This window comes from Streptomyces sp. NPDC045967 (assembly GCF_056430495.1).
The window spans coordinates 66,541-86,749 of the sequence record NZ_JBWKLE010000018.1 but is presented as its reverse complement, the minus strand read 5'-3'; the positions used below and the strand labels follow the sequence as shown (position 1 = coordinate 86,749).

The window sequence follows — 20,209 nt, the reverse complement described above, 5'->3', positions numbered from 1 at the left end:
GCCTTTCCCAGAAGGAGTCCTGCCATGCACGCCTTCACCCATGCCCGGATACACGCCGCCCGCACCGCCGAACTGGCCGCCGAGGCCGCCGCCTGGCGCCTCGCGGCCGCGGCGGACACCACGCCCGCCCTGCGCGACCGCCTCGGCGCGGCGCTGGTCGCCACCGGGATCCGCCTGATGCGGCCCGCTTACGTCCACGCCCGCCTCCAGCACCCGCACGCGGCATGAGCCGAGGGCCGTTCGCGGCGGTCCTGGCCGCCAACACCATCTCCATCGCGGGAAGTTCACTCACCCTGATCGGTGTGCCGTGGTTCGTGCTGCAGACCACGGGCAGCGCCGGGCGGGCCGGGATCGTCGCCTTCTGCGCCACCCTGCCCGTCGTCGTCGCCGCGCTCGTCGGCGGCCCGGTCATCGACCGGATCGGCCGCCGGCGCGTCTCCGCCGCCTCCGACCTGATCTGCGCGGTCTCGGTCGGAGCGGTCCCGCTGCTGCACGGTGCGGGCCTGCTCGAGTTCTGGATGCTGTGCGCGCTGATGGCCGTCGGCGGGCTCGTCCACACCCCGGGCCTGACCGCCCGGTACGTGCTCCTGCCGAATCTGGCCGAGCACGCGGGCACCACCGTGGCCCGGGCGGCCAGCCTCTACGACGCCGTCTCGCGCGGGGCCCGGATGATCGGGGCGGCGCTGGCCGGCGTACTGATCGCGGCCTTCGGAGCCGAAACGGTACTGCTGCTGGACGCGGCCACCTTCGCCGTCTCCGCCCTGCTGGTCTCGGCCTTCCTGCGCGGGGTGCCGGCGGCGGAACCCCAACCGGGCTCCGGAAAGGTCTCGTTCGCGGGCTACCGGGCGGAACTGGCGGAGGGCTGGGCCTTCCTGACCCGGTCGCGGCTGCTGCTGGGCATCACCGTGATGGTGATGATGACCAACGGCCTGGACCAGGGCTGGGCCTCCGTCCTGCTGCCGGTGCACGGCGACGAGGTCCTCGGCGGCGCCACCGCCCTGGGCCTGATGATCTCCCTCTTCGGCGGCTTCGCGCTGCTGGGCGCGCTGCTCTACGGGGCCTGGGGCGAGCGGCTGCCCCGCCGGGCGGTGTTCGCCGCCGCGTTCCTGCTGTGCGGGGCGCCCCGCTTCGTCACCGCCGCCGTCACCGACACGCCGCTGCCGCTCGCGGTGACCATGGCCCTGTCCGGACTGGGCGCGGGCGTGCTGAACCCGATCCTGACCACGGTCGTGTACGAGAACGTGCCGGAGGGGTTGCGCAGCCGGGTCTCGGGCGTGAGCACGGCGGGCTCCGAGCTGGCCATGCCGATGGGCGGGCTGGCCGCCGGTCTGCTGGTCGACGGGTTCGGGGTGACGCGGGCCCTGCTGCTGTTCGGCGGCGCCTACCTGCTGACGACGCTGGCCCCGCTGGTGTTTCCGGCGTGGCGCGGGCTGAACGCCACGGCCGCCGTCAGCAGGACGGAGCCTTCTCTCCCCGGTTCAGTGCCCGCAGGGCGTTCACCGCATCCGTCAGGGAAGTGACGGGGACCAGCCGCAATCCCTCGGGGAGTTCGGAGCGCGCGTCCGAGCACTCCGCCTTCGGTACGAGGAACACCGTGGCCCCGTCGCGCCGCGCGGCCTGGGTCTTCAGGGCGACTCCGCCGACCGCGCCGACCTCGCCGTTCGCGGTGATGGTGCCGGTACCGGCGATGGTGCGCCCGCCGGTGAGGTCGCCGCCGCTGCCGTCGCCGTCGAGCTTGTCGACGATGCCGAGGGAGAACAGCAGCCCTGCGCTGGGACCGCCGACGTCGGCGAGGTTCAGGTCGACCTCGATCCCCTTGGGGTCCTTGTGGAGGTAGCCCAGTGCGGCCTCGGTGGCGGAGGACTGGGATTTGGCCATTTCCTCCAGATTGTGCTGCTCGATCTCCTTGTCGGTTCCGCCCGAGGAGTAGACGACTTCCTTCGGCATGACGGCCCGGGAGCTGTCGAACCAGTTGTCGAGGAGTTCGGGCAGGGTCACCGTGGTGGAGGGGCCGGTGGCCTGGATGGTGGTCATCCGCAGCTGGCCGGTGGTCGGCCGGGTCGGCGCACCGGCGACGGTGATGACCGGCTTCCCGTCCCGCTCCCCCAGCACGTCGGCGGTGAGCCCCGGCTGGGCGACCACGAAGGGCAGCGGCGCGAGGAGCGCCACCCCGAACAACCCGAGCACGGGCACGGCACAGACGGCCAGGGCGACGGGACGCGGCAGACGCAGAAGACGAGAGAGCACCCGGCCAATCTATCCGCCCCCTCCCACCCACGGAGCACCCCGTCGGCCACACCCGCCCCGGCCGCCACCCCGCGAGGCGGGGCGCCGGGCGCGGGTGACGGGGCGGGACCCCATCCAGCCCGGCAGGGCCCGGCCCGCCCCGCGGCCTAGGTCCTGCCGTCACAGTGGCGCCGGTCAGGCCCGCGGCGTCCGGTGCCGTGCATCGCACGGCGGTGGGGCGCCCGCGTACTGGACGCACTCGGGCGCCCCGACAACGCGGCGACGTGCGGTGCCGGGCGTCGCGGGCCAGGCGGGACTTCGACGACAGGGCCTAGCGAAGGGCGTCGGCGACCTCGCGCGCCGCGTCCACGACCCTCGGCCCCACCCGCTCCGGCACCGCGTCCGCCAGCATCACCACGCCCACGCTGCCCTCCAGCCCGGTGATCCCCACGAGCGGCGCGGCAGCGCCACTGGCGCCCGCTTCCAGCTCTCCGTGGGTCAGCGTGTAGCCCGGCTCGATCAGCGCCCCCTGACGGGCGGCCAGGATCGCCCGCCCCGCGGCGCCCCGGTCCAGCGGGTGGCGGAAACCGGCCCGGTAGGCCACGTGGTAGTCCGTCCAGGTCGGCTCGACGACGGCGACGGCGAGCGCCTCGGTGCCGTCCACGAGGGTCAGGTGCGCGGTGGCGCCTATGTCCTCGGCGAGGGACCGCAGCGCGGGCAGGGCCGCCTCGCGTACGAGCGGATGCACCTGCCGGCCCAGCCGCAGCACCCCGAGCCCGACCCGGGCCCGCCCGCCGAGGTCGCGGCGGACCAGGGCGTGCTGCTCCAGGGTGGCCAGGAGCCGGTAGACCACGGTGCGGTTGACACCGAGGCGGTTGGAGAGCTCGGTGACGGTCAGACCGTGGTCGGTGTCGGCGAGCAGTTTGAGGACTCTGAGCCCTCGGTCGAGAGTCTGGGAGGTTTCCGCGGTCACGACGCCTCTCCCTCTTTCGGTGAGCGGCGGTGACTCTCGGCGTGGCACGTCGCCGGTCCCGCGGCGACGCACGGAGAGGCCGCCGGTAGCGGCCATGGCACCGGCTGCGCTCCCGCGGCGGCGCTGCCACGGTGCGTTCGATGCGGGGACAGTAGCGAGCGGGTCCGCTCAGCGGAAGGCCTCGTCCAGAATCCGGGCGCCTGCTACCGCTTTGTGCCGGTTCTTGATCGCCCCCGGCGTCGATTCGTGACCTCGATCCCTCCAAGAGCCCTTTACCCCGCCCTTACTGCGCTCTCGTCGGGAAACACGGAAACGGGGCCCGTGCGCGCCCGCGCACGAACCCCGCCACCACCCGCGCCCCGCCGCCGTTACCGCGACGGGCCGCCGGATCACATCACCGCATCCGGGTGGCCCACTCCTGCACCTTCTTGATCCGCTCCCGCAGCTGCCCCGCCGTCGCCTCCGCGCTCGGCGGTCCGCCGCACACCCGGCGCAGCTCCGTGTGGATGACCCCGTGCGGCTTGCCGCTCTGGTGGACGTACGCGCCCACCATCGTGTTCAGCGACTTGCGCAGCTCCAGCAGCTCCTTGTGCGAGACCACGGGCCGCCGTTCGGCCGGCAGTTCCAGCAGGTCCGCCTCCGCGTCCGGCTTGCGCCGGCTGTGCGCGATCTGCCGCGACTGCCGCTTCTGCAGCAGCATCTGCACCTGGTCCGGCTCCAGCAACCCGGGGATGCCGAGGTAGTCCTGCTCCTCCTCGCTGCCCGGGTGCGCCTGCATGCCGAACTCGGCGCCGTCGTACAGCACGCGGTCGAAGACGGCGTCGGACTCGAGCGCCTCGAAGGACATCTGCTCGTCCTCGCCGGTGTCCTCGTCCTCCTGCCGGTTCGCCTCGTCCATCTCCTTCTCGGACTCGGCGTACGGGTCCTCCTCGCCCTGCTTCTTCGGCTTGTCCAGGACGTGGTCGCGCTCGACCTCCATCTCGTTGGCGAAGCCGAGCAGGTAGGGGATGGTCGGAAGGAACACGGACGCGGTCTCGCCACGTCTGCGCGATCGTACGAAGCGTCCGACGGCCTGCGCGAAGAACAGCGGCGTCGAGATGGTCGTCGCGTACACCCCGACCGCGAGCCGGGGCACGTCGACGCCTTCGGACACCATCCGGACCGCGACCATCCAGCGGCTGCCGTCCGAGCTGAACTCGTCGATCCGCTTCGACGCGCCGGTGTCGTCGGACAGGACGACGGTCGCCTTGGTGCCGGTGATCTCGCGCAGCAGTTTGGCGTACGCGCGCGCCGACTCCTGGTCGGAGGCGATGACCAGGCCGCCCGCGTCGGGGATGCCCTTGCGGACCTCCGTCAGGCGCTGGTCGGCGGCGCGCAGGACGTTCGGCATCCAGTCGCCGCGGGGGTCCAGCGCCGTGCGCCACGCCTGCGAGATGGCGTCCTTGGTCATCGGTTCGCCGAGGCGGGCGGCGATCTCGTCGCCCGCCTTCGTCCGCCAGCGCATGTTGCCGCTGTAGGAGAGGAAGATGACGGGCCGCACGACCCCGTCGCCGAGTGCGTTGCCGTAGCCGTAGGTGTAGTCGGCGGAGGACCGCCGGATCCCGTCGTTGCCCTCCTCGTACGACACGAACGGGATGGGGTTGGTGTCGGACCGGAAAGGGGTGCCGGTCAGGGCGAGGCGGCGGGTCGCCGGGTCGAAGGCCTCCAGGCACGCCTCGCCCCAGGACTTCGAGTCGCCCGCGTGGTGGATCTCGTCGAGGATCACCAGGGTCTTGCGCTGCTCGCAGCGGTTGCGGTGCAGCATCGGGCGCACGCCGACGCCGGCGTAGGTGACCGCGACCCCGTGGTAGTCCTTGCTCAGCGGCCCGGCGGAGTACTCCGGGTCCAGTCGGATGCCTATCCGCGCCGCGGCCTCGGCCCACTGCTTCTTCAGGTGCTCGGTCGGCGCGACCACGGTGACCTGCTGCACGACGTGGTGGTGCAGCAGCCAGGAGGCGAGGGTGAGCGCGAAGGTGGTCTTGCCGGCGCCGGGCGTGGCGACGGCGAGGAAGTCCCGCGGCTGGTTCTGGATGTAGCGGTCCAGCGCTCCCTGCTGCCAGGCGCGCAGCTTGTTGGCGGTGCCCCAGGGGGCGCGGCCGGGGAAGGCGGGTGAGAGGTGGTGGGAGGCGGTAGTAGTCACGGTCTCCGGTTCGTCGCTCTCGGCAGTCGTACGTAGGACAACCGGGCCACCCTACCGGCACGGGCAGACCCGCCGAGGAGGGACAGGCCCATGACCTCGGCGGGTGCGGCGAGCGTCACACCGGCCGGTGCGGCGGGTGCCCGTGCGGCAGCGGGTCCGGCGCGTGCAGCGAGCGCAGCCGTCCGGCGATCCGCCCCACGTCCCCCTCGGCTCCCGACGCGACGTCGATGACCAGCGCGTACGCGAGGTCCTGGTCGGCGCCGGAGAGATCCACCCCGTTCACGGCGAGGAAGGTCGCGGCGGCGAGCCAGGCCGTGCGCTTGTTGCCGTCGACCAGCGGGTGGTTCGAGGCGAGGGCGTGCAGCAGCGCGGCGGCCTGCTCGAACCGGTCCTCGTAGGCGGGCGTCCCCATCATCCTGGCCCGCGGCCGGTGCACGGCCGACTCCAGGAGGCCGGGGGCCCGCAGCTCGACGGGCTGGTCCTGGGCGAGGCAGGCGTGCCGGGCGAGGTCGAGCACCTCGGCGAGCGTCAGGTGGCGGACCGCCGTTCCGCCGCTCACGCGCCCAGCCGCTTCAGCAGCGCGGCGTGCCGCTCGGCGAGCCGTCCGGCGGCTTCCCCGACGCGCTGCCGCTCGGCCCGCAGGTGTGCCCGTACGGCGTCCAGCGCGACCTGCTCGGGAGTGTGCCCGCCCGCGTCGGCGAGGTCGGCGAGCTCCGCGCGGTCGGCGTCGGAGAGCCGGATGGTCAGCTCGTTCATCCGGCGACGCTACCGCGCCGCCCGCCGGCTCCGCGCACCTTTGCCCCGCTCCGCCGCCACCGCTTGCTCCGGCGGCTTCGCGACCGGCTCCAGCCGGGTCGCGACCCATGCCCCCACCAGCGCCACGCACGCCATCGGCAGGAAGACCACCACGAAGGCCACCGGGTGCGAGGCTCCGGCGCCCTCCGCCGCCGTGTGCGCGGCCCCCACGGCGCCTCCGCCGAGCGCGGCGAACGCCGCGCCGCCGGCGGCCAGCAGCACGACGTTGGCCAGGGCGTCGGAGATCTGCAGCGCGGCCGAGTTGGCCCCCGCCTCCTCCGGGGCGGACAGCTTCAGCAGCAGCACGCTGGTGGAGCCGATCACCAGCCCCATCCCCAGGCACCCCACCGCCCAGGCCAGCGCCAGCGTCCAGACCGGCACGGACTCGATCAGCACGGCGGGCGCCGCGGCGATGGCGAGGGCGACCAGCACCATCCCACCCACCATCAGCCGTTCCCGGTAGGGCGCCATCCGCCCCTTCGACTGGACCCACGAGCCGCCCGCCCACGTCAGCCCGCCCAGCGCCAGCGAGAAACCGGCCAGCGTCGGGCTCAGGCCGCGCTGGGTGACGAGCATGAGCGGTACGAAGGTTTCGGCCGCGATGAAGGACCCCGCCGCGACCCCGCGCAGCAGCACCACGGAGGGCAGCCCGCGCCGCGCGAGGTACGTCCCGCGCGGCAGCAGTCCCAGCACGGCGGGCACCAGCAGGGCCACACCCGCGGCCGCCGGGAGCAGCGAGAACCACCGCACGTCCTGGGCGGCGTACTGGAGCAGGCCGGCGCCGAGCGAGATCCCGAGGGCCAGCCGGATCCGCCGCCGGTCGAAGGCGGCGGGCGGCGCGCCGGGGTCTATCGGCCCGGAGGCGGTCCTGCGGATCACGGGCAGGGCGACGGCGAGGGGCACGACGACGAGCGCTGGGATGCCGAGGAACACCCACCGCCAGCCGAGGTGCTCGGTCACGGTCCCGGAGGCCAGCGGGCCGACGATGGACGGCACGACCCAGCTCGCGGCGAAGGCGGCCATGATCGCGGGCCTCAGCCGGTCCTCGTAGGCCCGGCTGACGACGACGTACAGCGCGACGATCACCAGCCCGCCCCCGAACCCCTGCACGGCCCGGCCGAGCACGAACAGCTCCATGGACCCGGCGGTCCCGGACACCAGGAGCCCGCCGGCGAACGAGGCGATCCCGACGGCCAGCGGCCGCAGCGGTCCCTGCCGGTCGGCCCACTGCCCGGACAGGACCATGCCGAAGAGGCTGGTGGTGAAGTAGGCGGAGAAGGCGAAGGCGTAGAGCCCGATCCCCTCCAGTTCCCGCGCGGCGACGGGCATGGCCGTCCCCACGGCGGTCGCCTCGAAGGCGATCAGGAACACGACGGAGATGATCCCGATGCTGAGCACCCGGTACGGGGCCGCGAGAATCCCGCCCGACGAGGGGGCGGGGGCCGGCGCGGGGACCTGGGGCACACGGGGATCGAGGGCACTCATCGCCCCAGGGTAAGGGGCATTCCCACTTTTGAGCCCTGTCAACCGGACGGACCCGGATCGTCCCTTGGACCTAGGACCGGGGCCGTGCGCCGGGCGTTCGTGAACGCGGCATGGCATTCCCGTTGCACCCCCGGCGGTCCTCTTCCCCCACGGGACGGGCCCCCGTACGGTCAAGCCATCACCACCCCGCAGCCGTGTGCCCGAGTGGTTGAGGGACTCGCCTGCAAAGCGAGTTACGCCGGTTCGATTCCGGTCACGGCTTCCAAGGCCGAAGGCCGCCCGGGACACCTTGCCTGGGCGGCCTTTCGGCGTTGGCGCCGTGGGTCAGGTCAGGGGGCGCAGTTCAGCTTGGTGCGGGTGAAGTCCTGGAAGTCCTTCATCAGCTGCTTGTTCAGCGCCCTGACCTTCGTGCTCTCCAGATCCGTGGGAACGTGGCTGATTTCCAGCTCCAGCTCGAAGGACTCTGTGGGAGTTCGGCAGGTATAGAGGAGCGTCGCACCGGAGTCCCACACCAGGCCCTTGCGTCCGAAGTCTAGGTTTTCCGGATGCAGCGGATCGAAGGACTGCCAGAAGGCATCCGAACCGAGCGGCTTGCGCGCGGCCTGGGCCGTCAGCAACGTCTTCCCGTCCACACCTACACGGCACGTGACCGTCTTCAGGTCAGCAGGCAGCGCGAAGACGTCCCGGGTGTTCTCGGTGACGCGCTTTCCGCTGCCCAGTAGGGGAAGTACCGCCTTGCCTTCGAAGGCCTCCCAACACACCCTTCCCGGTGCCTCGGGAGCAGCGGCTTTCTCCTTTGCGTCCGAACAACCGACCAACACGGCGCAGGTCACGATGACAGCAGCAACAGCACGCAACGAAGTGTCCACGATCATCAGGATGTCCCCTTGGAGCTGTCCACCAGGCCGCGGCCGACCGTGTGGGCGACCGAAGACTCTTTGGAAGCCGTACCTGCGAGCACATTGACGTCCGCTTGGGACAGACCTGAGCCGATGGCAGCGCTGCGGACCGCGTCCTCAGCCGACTTGCTGACCCCGCGGTCTGCCTTCGCGTACATCTCCGCTACGGCCTTCTCGGTGTCCGCCGTCTTTTCCTTGCCCTCGTCCTTGGCGTTGTCGACGAAGTGCTCGGTGACGTCCTCTTGGACCCACTCCACGACATCACCGGCCACCGGTACCAATTCCAGGTACTTACCGCCGGCGGCCGTGATACCCCGGTTGATCCACTTCGCCCCGTCCTCGACGCCCTTCACGTACTCCTCGTTCTTGTGCGCCGTCTCGGCGTGCATGCCCTGGGCGCGGGCCTCCGTCATCATGCCCGCGATCTGGCCGCCAGGCTGGACGGCGTTCTCAACCGCCTCGCCGAGCAATGTGTACTCGCCACGGTGCTGAACGACATCGTTGACCAGGACTGCGGTGAATGCCTGATTGGCGTTGGTGATCGCACCGTAGGCGCCGGGGTCCTGGCCGACCGCCCCGAGGAAGCGGGAGACCGTCGCCTCGTCGAACTCGGCCATCGTCCCATTGGCCTTGATCTGGTTTCCGCCGTTCTCGGCGGCTGCCTGGAAGTCCGCGATGTACTCCGCCGTCATGTTGCCGAAGTGCCCGGCCAAGGGACCCAGTCGCGGATCCTTGTCCTCACCCGGCTCCTGTGCCACCAGCGACGGGTCGTCGCCGATCTTCTCGACGACCCGTTCCATGATCGCCGCCATGTCCTTGGTGTGCGGCACCGGCTTCGCGTCCTCGTCGCCCGGGACGCGTCCCGAGACCGCCGCCTCCAGCGCACCGCCGACGGCCTCCTGGGCCGGGCCCGTCTCGCCGTAGGGGTGGTCCGGGGTCCGGTCGAAGGCGTCGGCCCACGACTCCTTGTCCAGCATGTAGTCGACCATGCCCCGGGCCTTGCCGTGCTGACCGTCCACGGCCTTGTCCGCCGCCGTGACGATGCCGTCGCCGTTGCTGTCCTTGCGGACCGGCTCGTTGAAGAACGCGGTCGCCGCGTCCGGGTTGTTGGCCATGGCGTCCATCAACCCGGTCAGCGGGTAGAAGCCCCGGCTGCCGTCCTTCCCCTGGCTGAGCACCGTCTTCGGGTCGTACGGCGACCCGTGCTCCCACGCCTTGGGGTTCTCGCGGTCGAACGCGACCATGTCCCGGCCGACCGAGGTCAGGAAGTTCTTGTCGTACTTCCCTTCGTGCAGCAGCGCACCCAGGGCCTGGTAGCCGTAGATCTTGCTGGTCAGATCCCCGGTGACCTGCATCTCCTTGCGGCCGGCCTTCATCAGGTCGGTGGTCCACGCCGCGTCCAGATGGTTCGGCGAGCTCTTCTGCGTGGCGAGGCCCAGCATCGCGCCCATGTCGTTCTGGATGTTGCCGACCATCGCGAGGCGGTCCTTGCCCGCCTCGCCCAGGGACGACGCGTCGATGGACAGCTTGGCGTACGCCTCGAGCGTGCCGTCCGGGCCGAGCGTGCGGTAGAAGTCCGTCGAGAAGTCGGCCTCGTTGCGGTTGTCGTCGAGCAGGTCCTCCAGCTCGCGCAGCGCCTCGGGGTGGCGGGCCACCCCGCCCGGCTCCTTGCTGAGCTTCGTCATCAGCTGCGCTGCCCGGTCGGCCTGCTCGCCGTCCAGGGTGGTGTACTTCGGCGCGGTGAAGTCGTGGTCGTCCGTGACGTTGGCGCGCAGCGCGCGGGCCAGGGAGTCGTCGGCGTCCGAGCAGTCCTCGACGAGCCGGTCCACTCGGGCCTGCCATGCCTTGCGGTTCTGCTCCTGCTTGCGCAGGAACTCGGGATAGTCCGGGTCGTGCCGGGCCGTGTACTCGGTCTTCGGGTCCATCGGCACCACCGAGACCTTGCCGACCGCGTCCACCCGGAACCCGGCGGCCGGGGCCTCCTCCTCGGCGGTCTTCTTCAGTGCGGCCTGCGCCGTCTTCAGGGTGGTGTGGGCATCGCTGAGGAGCTGGTGCACGCCCTTGGCCTCTTTGGCCGCGTCCTCGAACTCCTTGGCCGTCTTGGCGACGAACTCCCGCCCCACACCGGCGGTGACCCCGCTCCACTCGGCCTTCTCGGCCTTCGTCCTCATACCGTTGCGGGCCACCTCGGCGAGGTCGTCGAGCTTGTCGACCATCGCCTTCCAGTCGCCCACCGCCGTCTGGAGCTTGTCCAGCGGCGCGTTCATCACGTTCTCGTACGTCAGCATGCGGGCGGCTACTTGAGGTAGGAGGTGAGCGCGGACGTGGTGAAGTCGGCGCGGAGCTGCTCCTCGTCCTTCGCGTGGGAGGAGAGCGAGTAGTTCAGCCCGTTGGAGATGTTCGCGCAGGCGGCCACGAGGGTCTTCACCTGGCTCTCCCAGACGGTGTTCACCTTCAGCAGCGCCGCCCCGCTCGTGAAATTCTCCTTCGTGAGCGCGCCCGCGGCCTCGGCGGTGGCGGTCGCGGCGTGCTTGCCGTCGGTCTGGAGCCGGGAGTGCAGCTTGTACGCCTCGGAGCCGATGGCTCCGATGTGGTCCTGGTTGAGGTCGAGGCCGCCCGGGCTCCCGCCGCCCGGATCGCCCGGGACCTGGTTCAGCCGCATGGAGACGTTGGCGGCGGCCGTGGCGCGTGCCGCCGACCATTCCTCGTCGAACGACATCCTCGTGAACTCCTTGTCAGGTCCCGGGCGGCGAAGGTCACCCGTGGAGGGGTCAGCGGTTACGGCGTACGGCGACGGCCGTGACGGCACCGCCGATCAGCAGACAGGCTCCCAGCCCGATCCCGATCCAGGGAAGCAGGCTGCCCTCTTCCTTCTCCCCGGCCCGGGCCGCCGGCGCGGGCGAAGCCGCCGGGTCCGGCAGCTTGCCGTCGGTCGGCGCGGCGGGGGACTTGGCCGCCGCGTCGGCCGCCGCCAGGTCGGGCAGCGGGAACTGGTCCGCCGGGCCCGGGTCGCCGGGGGTGGGCACGGCGACACGGGGGCGGACCACGCCGTAGCCGACGAAGTCGTTCCGCTCGGAGCCGTCGACGGGCTTGCCGGCGGTGTTCAGGAGGACACGGAGCACCTGGTTGTTGGTCCAGTCGGGGTGAGCGGACCAGAGGAGGGCGGCGGAGGCGGAGGCGAGGGCCGACGCATCGCTGGTGCCGTGTGTATTGCACAGGCCCGTTTTGCCCTTGCATGCTGTGAGGATGTCGGTGCCCGGGGCTGCCATGTCGATATACGGCCCCTGCTGGGATTCTTTGGTCGGCTCGCCGTTGGCGTCCACCGCTGCAACACCGACCACGCCGGGGGTAGCGGAGGGGTACTTAACCGTCCTGTCCCCGTCATTGCCAGCGCCGGCGAAGATCAGCTTTCCTTTGGAGAGCGCGTACCTGACCGCGTCGGCCCGGTCGCGGTCGTCTTCCGGCTTTCCGCCGCGCGCCAGGGAGATGTTGATGACCTTGGCTTCCGAGTCCGCCGCGTATCGAATGGCTGCGGCAATCGCCGGGGTCGTGCTTCCCTCTAGGACGTCGGGCACGCGAATGGGAAGTACTTTGACGCCAGGCGCGAGGCCGTAGGCGCCATCACCACTCGGATGCTTCCCGGTAGCGGCGATCATCGCAGAGACACCCGTCCCGTGACCGTCGTAATCGTTGTCTCTGCCACCCTCAGCAGAGCCAGTAGGAAATGCCGCGCCGGGAAGTACCTGCCCCTCAAGCTCCGGGATGCGGTCGACCCCCGTGTCGATCACGGCAACGGTGATTCCCTTACCCGTGCTGATCTTCCAGATGTCGTCTGCCTTCATGGCGTCGAGATGCCATTGCCGTGACCGAATCGTCTCGGCGTGAGCCGGGGTCGCGGCGACCCCGGCCAGCAGAAGACCCACGAGCGCCGAGGTCGCCTTACGCATGCGCATCCCGTACAACGTCCGTTCCGCTCAGTCGATCACCGGTGGGACAACCCGACGGTTGCCCTGCCACGTCTCTTCGTCCTCGGCCAGGTAGTCGGGGCGCTCGCTCCTCTGGTCATCGCGGCGGCTGCCCGGAGTGTGCGCACCCGCGCCGATGCCACCCGCGGTGTTCCGCACGAGACCGGAACCGCCCTGCGTGAACGGTGTCGCCCGGATGCCCGCCGCAGGCTGGCGCCCGCCGACGATACCTCCCGACTCCGTGGCCAGCCGACGACCGCCGACGGGTCCGGCACCGCCGGCATGGGCGCCGCCCAGGCCGCCGCCCATCATGCCGTTCACGGGACGGCCGGCGTGCCCGGCTTCGGTGCCGATGACCGTGCCGCGCGGAATGCCGGCGCCCGGACCAGTGGCGGTGACCGGGCGGCCGCCCATGATGCCGCTGTCACGCGGGGGCAGGCCGAGCTTGCCGAGGGGGCCGCTCGTTCCGGGGGCGGGCCCTATCGGGCCGACGGGGCCAATGCCGGGAATCGTCTTCATGCCCCCGAGCGGCGGCAGATGTACAGGCGGGGGGACGGGGAAGGGACCGGGACCGGTGGGGCCTGTGGGCAGCGGGTTGCTAGGCGGCACCGTCACGAGAGTACCGGTCGGGTTCGGAAGCGTGGTGACCGTGTCGAGCTCTACGTCCACGTTGCGGTCTGGCATTACCGCGACGGGAGCCGTCGGAGGGAGCGAGTTATCCCATTGCGGCGGTTGTCCAAGCACCTCGCCACGTCCATGCGTAGAAGCACTGGTCTGGGGTGCCGACGACGTATAAGCGGAGCTGCTGGAGTAGCCCTCCGGCCCGGAGCTCTCGCCCGAGCGAGCCACATCGACCTGGCCATAAACGCGCTCCGGTACAAAAATGTCCGGCGGCTTGCGAAACGTAGGAATCTCCGCCTTGTCCATCTCCGCCTTGGACAAGCTGTACGACTGCGACAGCTTCGTCAGCGCGTCCACCGCCCGCGTGTGGTCACCGCTCAGCTTCGACCATGCCTCCTGGCCCAGTTGCCTCGCGTCCGGGTCGTTGTGGTACTTGCGCGAGACCTCCAGGTTCTCCTTGAGGGCCGCCTCCGCCCCCGCGTCGTACGGGGGCATGTGGATCTCGGACATCGTCTGGGCCGCCAGCGTCATCCAGTGGCCGCCCGTCGAGCTGAAGTCGGCCAGGACCAAGGTCGCGCTGCCCGCGCGGTTCACCCAGTTCTGGAAGGCCGTCGCCGCCTCGCCCTCCCAGCCCTTGACCCTGTGGTCCTTGAGCTTCTGGCCGATCTCCTTGATGGTCTTCGCGGCTTCGGTGAGCTGCGTACCCCGCTGCGACACCGTCTTCGGGTCCAGCGAGGCGACCATCGCGGCCAGTTGCGCGTGCGAGTACCCCTCGAAGTTCGTCGCCATCAGATCTCACCACCCCGCCCGGTGCCGCCGTTCGAACCCGCGGACGCCTCGTCCGCGTACGGGTCGCGCTTCGCCACATAGTTGTCCTGGGCTTCCTTGGCGATGGTCGCCATGCGCCGCCTGGTCTCCTCGTCCACGTCGCCGAAGCCCTTGCCCGCCGTCAGGATGGCGATGCCCAGGGCCTCGATCTGGTCCGCCAGGCCCTTCGACAGCTTCTGCAGCTCCGAGTGGACCTTGGTGTACGACGAGTGGAGGTCGGCGGCCTCCGGGAAGCCGGTGCCGAGGGCGCCCGCCGGGAGCGTGCCGTCGGCCAGTCTGCCGTGGGCCGCCTCCGAGTCCTGCAGGGACGTCAGGAGGCCGTCGACCAGGCCCTTGTACTCCTTCATCGTGTCGTACTCGACCGACAGCGCCGCCGCCTGCGCCATGACCGCGTCGGCCAGCCCCGGCGCGATGCCCTGCCCAAACAGCCCGGGCTCACTCTCCACTGCCACGCCGGCCTCCCCGCATCCCCGTCATCCCCGTCATCCCCGCATCCCCGTCGCCCCCGTCGCCCCCGTCGCCCCCGTCATCCCCGCATCCCCGCATCCCCGTCGCCCCCATCCCCGTTCGCACGCGCGCGTGCGCAACCTCACCCGTCACTGTAGCGACCGGCACCGACAGCCCCAACACCGAGGTTGCAGGTGCAATGCGGGTCACACGGTCACGAGTTGGGTGCCGCGACCGCCGCCGACGGCCTGATCGGGAGCCTGTTCACCGGGCGGCCCGTGGCCGCCCGGACCGCCGAGGCCACCGCCGCGGGCGTCGTCACCACCGGGACGGCGCTCGCCGCCTTCGCGCCGAAGGGGGCCACCACGTCCCGCTCCTCGACCAGTTTGACGATGCGGACCGCGGGGGCGTCCAGGGACGTCGGCAGGGCATAGCCCGTGAGGTCGGGGTGGCGGACCAGGCCGGAGACCGTGCGCAGGTTCTCCGTCAGCGCCGCGCCCACGCCCTGCGTGACGCCCGCCTCGATACGGGCGTGCAGCTGGCGGGGGTTGAGGACGCGGCCCACGTCCTGGGCCACCGCGAGCTCCACGACCCGTACCGAGCCCAGCTCGATGTCGACGTCCACCACCGCGCGGATCGCGCAGAAGGCGAGGCCGACGAAGGCGTCCCCCTGGCCGTCCGCGTCCAGGGGTTCCGTCGGGTGGGGGCGGCACTGGGCCGTCGCCCAGAGCTCCTTGCCCTCTATGGCCTCGGCGACCGTCATCGAGAAGGCGCCGTCGTACGACGTGATCCGGCCGTCCGTGATCTGCAGGAGCTCCGTGGACATGCCCAGCTTGTGGGCCATCGGCTGCAGGAGCTGCGTGCGCACCATCTTCGCCGCGCGCTCCACCGCGCCGCCCGACACCCAGGTGTGGCGGCCGTGCGCCGACGGGCCGGCCGGCGGCTGGTCGGTGTCGACCGGGGCCGTGGTCACCTCGTCGACGCCGAGGACCTCCTGGACGATCTGGCGGGCGAGGGTGGCGAAGCCCTGGCCCGTGTCGACGGCCGCGCAGATCACCGTGGCGACCCCGTCGACCACCTTCACGGTGGCCGTCGAGACCTCGTCGGCGCCCTCGGCGCCGAGCATGTGCACCATGCCGACGCCGTACCCGACTCCGCGCCGTACCGCGCCCGGTTCGCCCGCGCCCTCCGGGCCGCCCGGCAGGAGCCACTCGTCCTCGGGGGTGTCCTTCGGCAGAGCGGGCAGTTCGAAGTCCCGGACGGCACGCAGCAGTTCGGCGACGGGCGCCGGGCAGGTCACCGTCTGGCCGGTGGGCAGGAGGTCCCCGGTGGCCAGGACGTTGCGCAGGCGCAGCTCGGCGCCGTCGAGGCCGAGGGCGGCCGCGAGCTTGTCCATCTGGCCCTCGTACGCGGCGCACACCTGCATCGCGCCCTCGCCGCGGACGTGGCCGGACGGCGGGTTGTTGGTGCGTACCGCCCAGCCCTCCACGAAGGCGTGCGGGACGACGTACGGGCCGCAGGCGAAGGCCACCGCCGCGGCCAGGGATTCCGCGGACGCGTCGGCGTACGCGCCCGCGTCCATCAGGATCTGCGCCTCGACCTTGACCAGCCGGCCCTCCGCGTCCGCGTGGTGGCGGTAGCGCAGCAGGGTGGGGTGGCGGTGCGTGTGGCCGAGGAAGGACTCCTCGCGGGTGGCGGCCAGTTTGACCGGGCAGCCGGTGCGCAGGGCGAGCAGGCCCAGCGGCAGCTGGAAGGCGGCGTCCTCGCGGTCGGCCGTCGCGCCCGGCACACCGGTGACGACGACGCGTACGCGGTCCGGTTCGAGGCCGAAGCAGGCGGCGGCAAGGTCGCGGTCGCCGTGCGGGTCGGTGGAGGCGGTGTAGAGCTCCACGCCGCCGTCGGGGCGGGGCACGGCCAGCCCGGCCTCGGCGCCGATGGGGGCGGGGTCCTGGCGGCCGATCCGGTACAGGCCCTCGACGACGACCTCGCCGGTGGCCTCCGGGTCGCCGTAGCGGAGCGGGATGTGCCGGATCAGGTTGCCGTCGGGGTGCAGGGCGGGCGCACCGAAGGACTGCTCGGGGTCGGTGACGGGGTCGAGCAGTTCGTACTCGACGGCGATCGCGGCCGCGGCGAGGCGGGCGGTGTCCGGGTGGTCGGCGGCGACGGCGGCGATGGGCTCGCCGTGGTGGCGGACGACGTCGTGCGCGAAGACCGGCCGGTCGGCGATGCGGCGGCCGTGCGTGGTGGCGCCGGGCACGTCGTCGTGGGTGACGACGGCGCGCACACCGGGCATCTGGGCGGCGGCCGAGGTGTCGATGGACAGGATCCGGGCGTGGGCGTGCGGGGAGCGCAGCACGGCGGCCCACAGGAGGCCCTCGGCCCACAGGTCGGCGGCGTAGGGGAAGGTGCCCTCGCTCTTGGCGCGGGTGTCGGCGGCCGGGACGGACGCTCCGATTCCGCTCGGCGCCCGCTGCTCGTCGGCGGCGGCCCCGCCCTCGGCCGCCAGGGCGGTGACCGTGGTGTTCATGGTTGTCGTCGCCGTCGCCGCGTCCTGCCCGCTCACGCCGTGCCTCCGTGGTGGATGCCGCCCTCGCCGGGCGCCGCCTGGTGCGGAATGCGAGCTTCCGCCGACATCGCGGCCGCCCCCGATCCGGGGCCCGGCCCGTGGCCGTGCCCCTGGCCCTGGCCGTGGCCCTGGCCCTGGCCCTGGCCCCGGCCGTGACCCTGGTCCTGGCCGTGACCCTGGTCCTGAGTCGATGACGGCCCCTGGGCCGCCTCGGCCGCCGCCTCGCGGCCGGCCACGACCTCGCGCACGGCGTCGACGACCCCCGCGTAGCCCGAGCAGCGGCAGAGGTTGCCGCACAGGGCCTGCCGCGTCTCCAGCTCGCTGGGGGCGTGGTTGCCCTCCAGGAGGTCATGGATGGTCATGGCCATGCCGGGCACGCAGAACCCACACTGCACCGCGCCCGACCTGCACAACGCCTGCTGCACGTCCGAGGGTTCCCCGCCCGTGGCGAGACCTTCGACGGTCCGGACCTCGCTCCCGGCGGTCGTCGCGGCCGGGACCAGGCAGGAGGCGACGAGCCGGCCGTCGACCTGCACGGCGCAGGCACCGCATTCGCCCTGCGAGCAGCCGTCCTTGGCCCCGGCGAGGCCGAGCCGCTCGCGCAGCACGTAGAGCAGGGACTCGCCGATCCAGGCGCCGGTGACGGGCCGGTCGGCTCCGTTGACGCGCAGGACGTAGGAGGCTTGCGGATGCTCGTGATGGACGGCGGCCTCGGGCGTCCCGCCGTCGTGCACCCCCGCCTCGCGCGCCCCGTCCTCGTGCGCGGCGACGGCCCCGGCTTCCGCCGTTCCTTCTTCGTACGTCGGCACCTCGGCCGGGACACGGTCGGCGGTGTCCTCGGCCGGGGGTGCCACAGCGATGTCGGCGGTGTCCCCGGTCGGCGTGGAGCCGGCCGGAATCCCGGCCGGTCCGGGGGCGACCCCGGCGAACCCGTGCCCGTCCGTACCGCCGGGCTCCGCGAACGGCTCCGCGAACGGCTCCCCGGACGGCTCCGTCCCGTCGGCCGGCCCGGGCTCCTCCCGGACCCCGGCGACCGGCTCGGCCGCGGTTTCGGGCTGCGCCTCGAACCCGGGCTCGACGCCGGGCTCGGGCGCGGGCTGGTACTGCGACTCGGACTCGGACTCGGGCTCGGGGTCCGGGGCCGCCGCCTCCTCCCGCACTCCCCCGAACAGATCCAGTCCGCGCGGAGGTGACACCGGGTGCGGCCGCTCCTCCGCGACCGGCACGGCAGCCGACGCGTGCGCGGCGTCGATGTCGTGGGGCGCCGGGTGCACCGTCTCGCCGGCCTCCGGCAGCGGGGTGCCCACACCGGGGCCGCCCAGCACGCGCGGCCCGCGCGGGGCGGCGGAGCCGGCCCCGGGGCCGCCGAGCGGCCGCTCCGGGGCGCCCGCCGACGCCACGGCTTCGTCCGTTCCCGGCAGCGTTCCGGGCTCGGGGAACCGCTGCGCGGACCGCGGCTCCGGCTGCTGCGCCGCGTAGTCGGGGTGGTCGGCCCAGGGAGCCGCGGCGCCGCCCGGCAGGGTCGCCGGGGCCTGGCTCCAGTCGGCGGCCCACTGACCGGTCGAGGAGGACTCGTCGGCGAACCGCCACTCGGCCGTCGCCCCCGGCTCCGGCCGGGGGGCCGGCGGGAACGGGGACTCGAAAGCGGACCCGGGGCCGGAACCGGAGCCGGGGTCGTTCGGGTAGCCCGTGCCGTTCTGGAACCCGGTGCCGTTCGAATATCCGGGCTCGTCCTGGTACCCGGTCTCCTCCTGGAACCCGGCCTCGCTCTGGAACCCGGTCTCCTCCTGGAACCCGGCCTCGTCCTGGAACCGCGCCTCCTCCGGCTCCGCCTCGGCGAACGCCGCCGCCACCGACGCCGGAATGGGGATCGACGCCGGGATCGGCCCGCCGACCGGAGCCGGCGGGGTCGGAGCGGGAGCGGGGGTCTGGCCGTCCGGGCCCGAGGCCCCCGCCTCCGGCCACTGCACCGGCATCGTCCACGTGCCCGTGGCCGCCGGGTCCGTGCTGGCCGAGCCGAGCGGCAGGATCATCGGCGGCGGCACGTAGCCGTGGCCGGGGGCGGCGAGCGGCTCGCCGGTGCCCAGCGCGTCCAGCATGTCCTGCGGCAGCTTCACGAAAGCCGTCGCGTCCGAGTCGTACTCGCCGCCCTGCGGCACGGGCTCCCAGCCCCAGCTTGCCGCACCGTTCCCCTGGGTCACGTTCTCGTTCTCGTTCCCGCTCATGAGCTCAGCGCCCTCCCCAGGGCCCTGCGCGCCAGCACGGCCACCGTCCGCCGCAGATGCAGTACACCGGGGGCCACCGGCTCCCCCTGGTCGGGCACGCAGGCGGCCGCGACGTACTCGCCGAAGGCCTCCAGCGCCTCGGGGGCGAGGTGGCGCTCCCCGTCCCAGTCGATCAGCGAGGCCACCCACTGCTCGGCCTCGAGCGGGCGCAGCGGCATCGGGGCGACCGCCCCGATCGCACAGCGCACGCCCCGGCGCGCAGGGTCCAGCACCAGCCCCACGGACGCCGTCGCCCGCCCCGGCCCGGTGCGGCCCGTGGCCTTGAGGAACACCTGCGGCGCGTGCAGCAACGGCACCCGGACGAAGCCGATCAGTTCGCCGGGCCGCAGCATCTCGCGGCCGGCCAGCAGGTGCGACACGGGGATCTCGCGCGATCCGGCGGGGCCGACGATGACGAGCACGGCCTCCAGCGCGGCCAGCACGGGCAGTGCGTCGCCGGTGGGCGCGGCGGAGGCGATGTTGCCGCCGAGGGTGCCCGCGTTGCGGATCTGCGGGGGCCCGGCGGCGCGGGCGGCGGCCGCGAGCGCGGGGATCAGAGCGGCGAAATCCGGCCGTCCCATCCGCGCGTGGGTGAGTCCCGCGCCGAGGAGCGCGTGGCCGTCCTGGTACTGCCAGCCGCGGATCTCGTTGATGCGCCCCAGGCCCACCAGTGCGGCGGGCCGCAGCAGCCCGGCGTTGACGGCGGCCATGAGGTCGGTGCCGCCCGCGACGGGCACGGCGGCGGGCATGGCGGCGAGAGCCGCCACGGCCTCGTCGAGCGAGGCCGGCAGCGTCACGGACTGCGCCGCCTGCGGTGCGTGCGTGGTCAACCCAGCTGCCCCTTCCCGATGTCCCGGTCCCGGCGCTCACGCCTGTCCGCCGTACGGTACGTGCTCACCGCCGGGAGGTGGCAACTCTGGCACATCTTCCCGGGCGACCGGCGCGAGGGTGGGGCGGGCGT

Annotated in this window: 17 protein-coding genes and 1 tRNA gene; 3 read left to right on the top strand and 15 right to left on the bottom strand. The window is 72.7% G+C overall.

The window, feature by feature from the left end; genetic code table 11:
• Positions 1–24 precede the first annotated feature (24 nt).
• Together AC07FY_RS26815 and AC07FY_RS26810 are read left to right on the top strand one after the other, a co-directional pair.
• On the top strand, positions 25–228 hold the full coding sequence (locus tag AC07FY_RS26815) for a hypothetical protein (RefSeq protein ID WP_479010889.1): 204 nt from the start codon (positions 25–27) through the stop codon (positions 226–228).
• Positions 225–1,520 carry an MFS transporter gene (locus AC07FY_RS26810; protein WP_479010886.1) on the top strand — a complete coding sequence of 432 codons (1,296 nt, stop codon included), beginning with the start codon at positions 225–227 and terminating at the stop codon, positions 1,518–1,520. The genes AC07FY_RS26815 and AC07FY_RS26810 overlap by 4 nt, the downstream gene beginning before the upstream one ends.
• Here AC07FY_RS26810 and AC07FY_RS26805 read toward each other — a convergent pair.
• From AC07FY_RS26805 to AC07FY_RS26780, 6 genes are all read right to left on the bottom strand, one after another.
• Positions 1,450–2,247 carry a YlbL family protein gene (locus AC07FY_RS26805; RefSeq protein ID WP_479010883.1) on the bottom strand — a complete coding sequence of 266 codons (798 nt, stop codon included), beginning with the start codon at positions 2,245–2,247 and terminating at the stop codon, positions 1,450–1,452. The genes AC07FY_RS26810 and AC07FY_RS26805 overlap by 71 nt on opposite strands.
• Before the next feature lie 310 nt (positions 2,248–2,557).
• On the bottom strand, positions 2,558–3,199 hold the full coding sequence (locus tag AC07FY_RS26800) for an IclR family transcriptional regulator (protein WP_069920456.1): 642 nt from the start codon (positions 3,197–3,199) through the stop codon (positions 2,558–2,560).
• Between the two features lie 394 nt (positions 3,200–3,593).
• A complete protein-coding gene (locus AC07FY_RS26795; RefSeq protein ID WP_479010880.1) occupies positions 3,594–5,378 on the bottom strand; it encodes a DEAD/DEAH box helicase in 1,785 nt (594 codons plus the stop codon).
• 115 nt (positions 5,379–5,493) lie between these two features.
• Positions 5,494–5,937: a type II toxin-antitoxin system death-on-curing family toxin gene (locus AC07FY_RS26790; protein ID WP_479010878.1), complete on the bottom strand. Its 444-nt coding sequence runs from the start codon at positions 5,935–5,937 to the stop codon at positions 5,494–5,496.
• Positions 5,934–6,134 (bottom strand): hypothetical protein, encoded by a 201-nt coding sequence (locus AC07FY_RS26785; protein ID WP_479010875.1) that lies wholly within the window; start codon positions 6,132–6,134, stop codon positions 5,934–5,936. The genes AC07FY_RS26790 and AC07FY_RS26785 overlap by 4 nt, the downstream gene beginning before the upstream one ends.
• A gap of 9 nt (positions 6,135–6,143) precedes the next feature.
• Positions 6,144–7,658: an MFS transporter gene (locus AC07FY_RS26780; RefSeq protein WP_479010872.1), complete on the bottom strand. Its 1,515-nt coding sequence runs from the start codon at positions 7,656–7,658 to the stop codon at positions 6,144–6,146.
• Positions 7,659–7,848: 190 nt separating this feature from the next.
• On the opposite strand from AC07FY_RS26780, the gene AC07FY_RS26775 reads away from it, so the two are divergent.
• A tRNA-Cys gene (locus AC07FY_RS26775) sits at positions 7,849–7,923 on the top strand.
• Between the two features lie 64 nt (positions 7,924–7,987).
• Here AC07FY_RS26775 and AC07FY_RS26770 read toward each other — a convergent pair.
• The 9 genes from AC07FY_RS26770 to AC07FY_RS26730 form a co-directional block, all read right to left on the bottom strand.
• Complete coding sequence (locus AC07FY_RS26770; protein WP_479010869.1) at positions 7,988–8,533, bottom strand: hypothetical protein; 546 nt, start codon at positions 8,531–8,533, stop codon at positions 7,988–7,990.
• Complete coding sequence (locus tag AC07FY_RS26765) at positions 8,533–10,845, bottom strand: DUF6571 family protein (RefSeq protein WP_479010866.1); 2,313 nt, start codon at positions 10,843–10,845, stop codon at positions 8,533–8,535. The genes AC07FY_RS26770 and AC07FY_RS26765 overlap by 1 nt, the downstream gene beginning before the upstream one ends.
• Before the next feature lie 8 nt (positions 10,846–10,853).
• Entirely contained in the window at positions 10,854–11,276 is a 423-nt protein-coding gene (locus AC07FY_RS26760; RefSeq protein ID WP_479010863.1) for a hypothetical protein, read from the bottom strand.
• Positions 11,277–11,328: 52 nt separating this feature from the next.
• The gene (mycP, locus tag AC07FY_RS26755; RefSeq protein ID WP_479010860.1) at positions 11,329–12,510 is read right to left on the bottom strand and encodes a type VII secretion-associated serine protease mycosin; all 1,182 of its coding nucleotides are present in this window, start codon (positions 12,508–12,510) and stop codon (positions 11,329–11,331) included.
• A gap of 21 nt (positions 12,511–12,531) precedes the next feature.
• Positions 12,532–13,932, bottom strand: a complete 1,401-nt coding sequence (locus tag AC07FY_RS26750; RefSeq protein WP_479010857.1) for a WXG100 family type VII secretion target — start codon at positions 13,930–13,932, stop codon at positions 12,532–12,534.
• Entirely contained in the window at positions 13,932–14,423 is a 492-nt protein-coding gene (locus AC07FY_RS26745) for a hypothetical protein (RefSeq protein ID WP_479010855.1), read from the bottom strand. Before AC07FY_RS26745 ends, AC07FY_RS26750 begins: the two co-directional genes overlap by 1 nt.
• 209 nt (positions 14,424–14,632) lie before the next feature.
• Positions 14,633–16,945: a xanthine dehydrogenase family protein molybdopterin-binding subunit gene (locus AC07FY_RS26740; protein WP_479011031.1), complete on the bottom strand. Its 2,313-nt coding sequence runs from the start codon at positions 16,943–16,945 to the stop codon at positions 14,633–14,635.
• A 32-nt stretch (positions 16,946–16,977) separates the two neighbouring features.
• Positions 16,978–19,209 (bottom strand): (2Fe-2S)-binding protein, encoded by a 2,232-nt coding sequence (locus AC07FY_RS26735; protein ID WP_479010852.1) that lies wholly within the window; start codon positions 19,207–19,209, stop codon positions 16,978–16,980.
• Positions 19,206–20,078 carry an FAD binding domain-containing protein gene (locus tag AC07FY_RS26730; protein ID WP_479010849.1) on the bottom strand — a complete coding sequence of 291 codons (873 nt, stop codon included), beginning with the start codon at positions 20,076–20,078 and terminating at the stop codon, positions 19,206–19,208. The genes AC07FY_RS26735 and AC07FY_RS26730 overlap by 4 nt, the downstream gene beginning before the upstream one ends.
• Positions 20,079–20,209: the final 131 nt, after the last annotated feature.

What these genes read in the sequence shown, in the direction of transcription:
- AC07FY_RS26815 (WP_479010889.1), top strand. Translation starts at nt 25, where the DNA reads ATGCACGCCTTCACCCATGCCCGGATACACGCCGCCCGCACCGCCGAA.
- AC07FY_RS26810 (WP_479010886.1), top strand. Translation starts at nt 225, where the DNA reads ATGAGCCGAGGGCCGTTCGCGGCGGTCCTGGCCGCCAACACCATCTCC.
- AC07FY_RS26785 (WP_479010875.1), bottom strand. Translation starts at nt 6,134, where the DNA reads ATGAACGAGCTGACCATCCGGCTCTCCGACGCCGACCGCGCGGAGCTC.
- AC07FY_RS26780 (WP_479010872.1), bottom strand. Translation starts at nt 7,658, where the DNA reads ATGAGTGCCCTCGATCCCCGTGTGCCCCAGGTCCCCGCGCCGGCCCCC.
- AC07FY_RS26770 (WP_479010869.1), bottom strand. Translation starts at nt 8,533, where the DNA reads ATGATCGTGGACACTTCGTTGCGTGCTGTTGCTGCTGTCATCGTGACC.
- AC07FY_RS26765 (WP_479010866.1), bottom strand. Translation starts at nt 10,845, where the DNA reads ATGCTGACGTACGAGAACGTGATGAACGCGCCGCTGGACAAGCTCCAG.
- AC07FY_RS26760 (WP_479010863.1), bottom strand. Translation starts at nt 11,276, where the DNA reads ATGTCGTTCGACGAGGAATGGTCGGCGGCACGCGCCACGGCCGCCGCC.
- mycP (WP_479010860.1), bottom strand. Translation starts at nt 12,510, where the DNA reads ATGCGCATGCGTAAGGCGACCTCGGCGCTCGTGGGTCTTCTGCTGGCC.
- AC07FY_RS26750 (WP_479010857.1), bottom strand. Translation starts at nt 13,932, where the DNA reads ATGGCGACGAACTTCGAGGGGTACTCGCACGCGCAACTGGCCGCGATG.
- AC07FY_RS26740 (WP_479011031.1), bottom strand. Translation starts at nt 16,945, where the DNA reads ATGAACACCACGGTCACCGCCCTGGCGGCCGAGGGCGGGGCCGCCGCC.
- AC07FY_RS26735 (WP_479010852.1), bottom strand. Translation starts at nt 19,209, where the DNA reads ATGAGCGGGAACGAGAACGAGAACGTGACCCAGGGGAACGGTGCGGCA.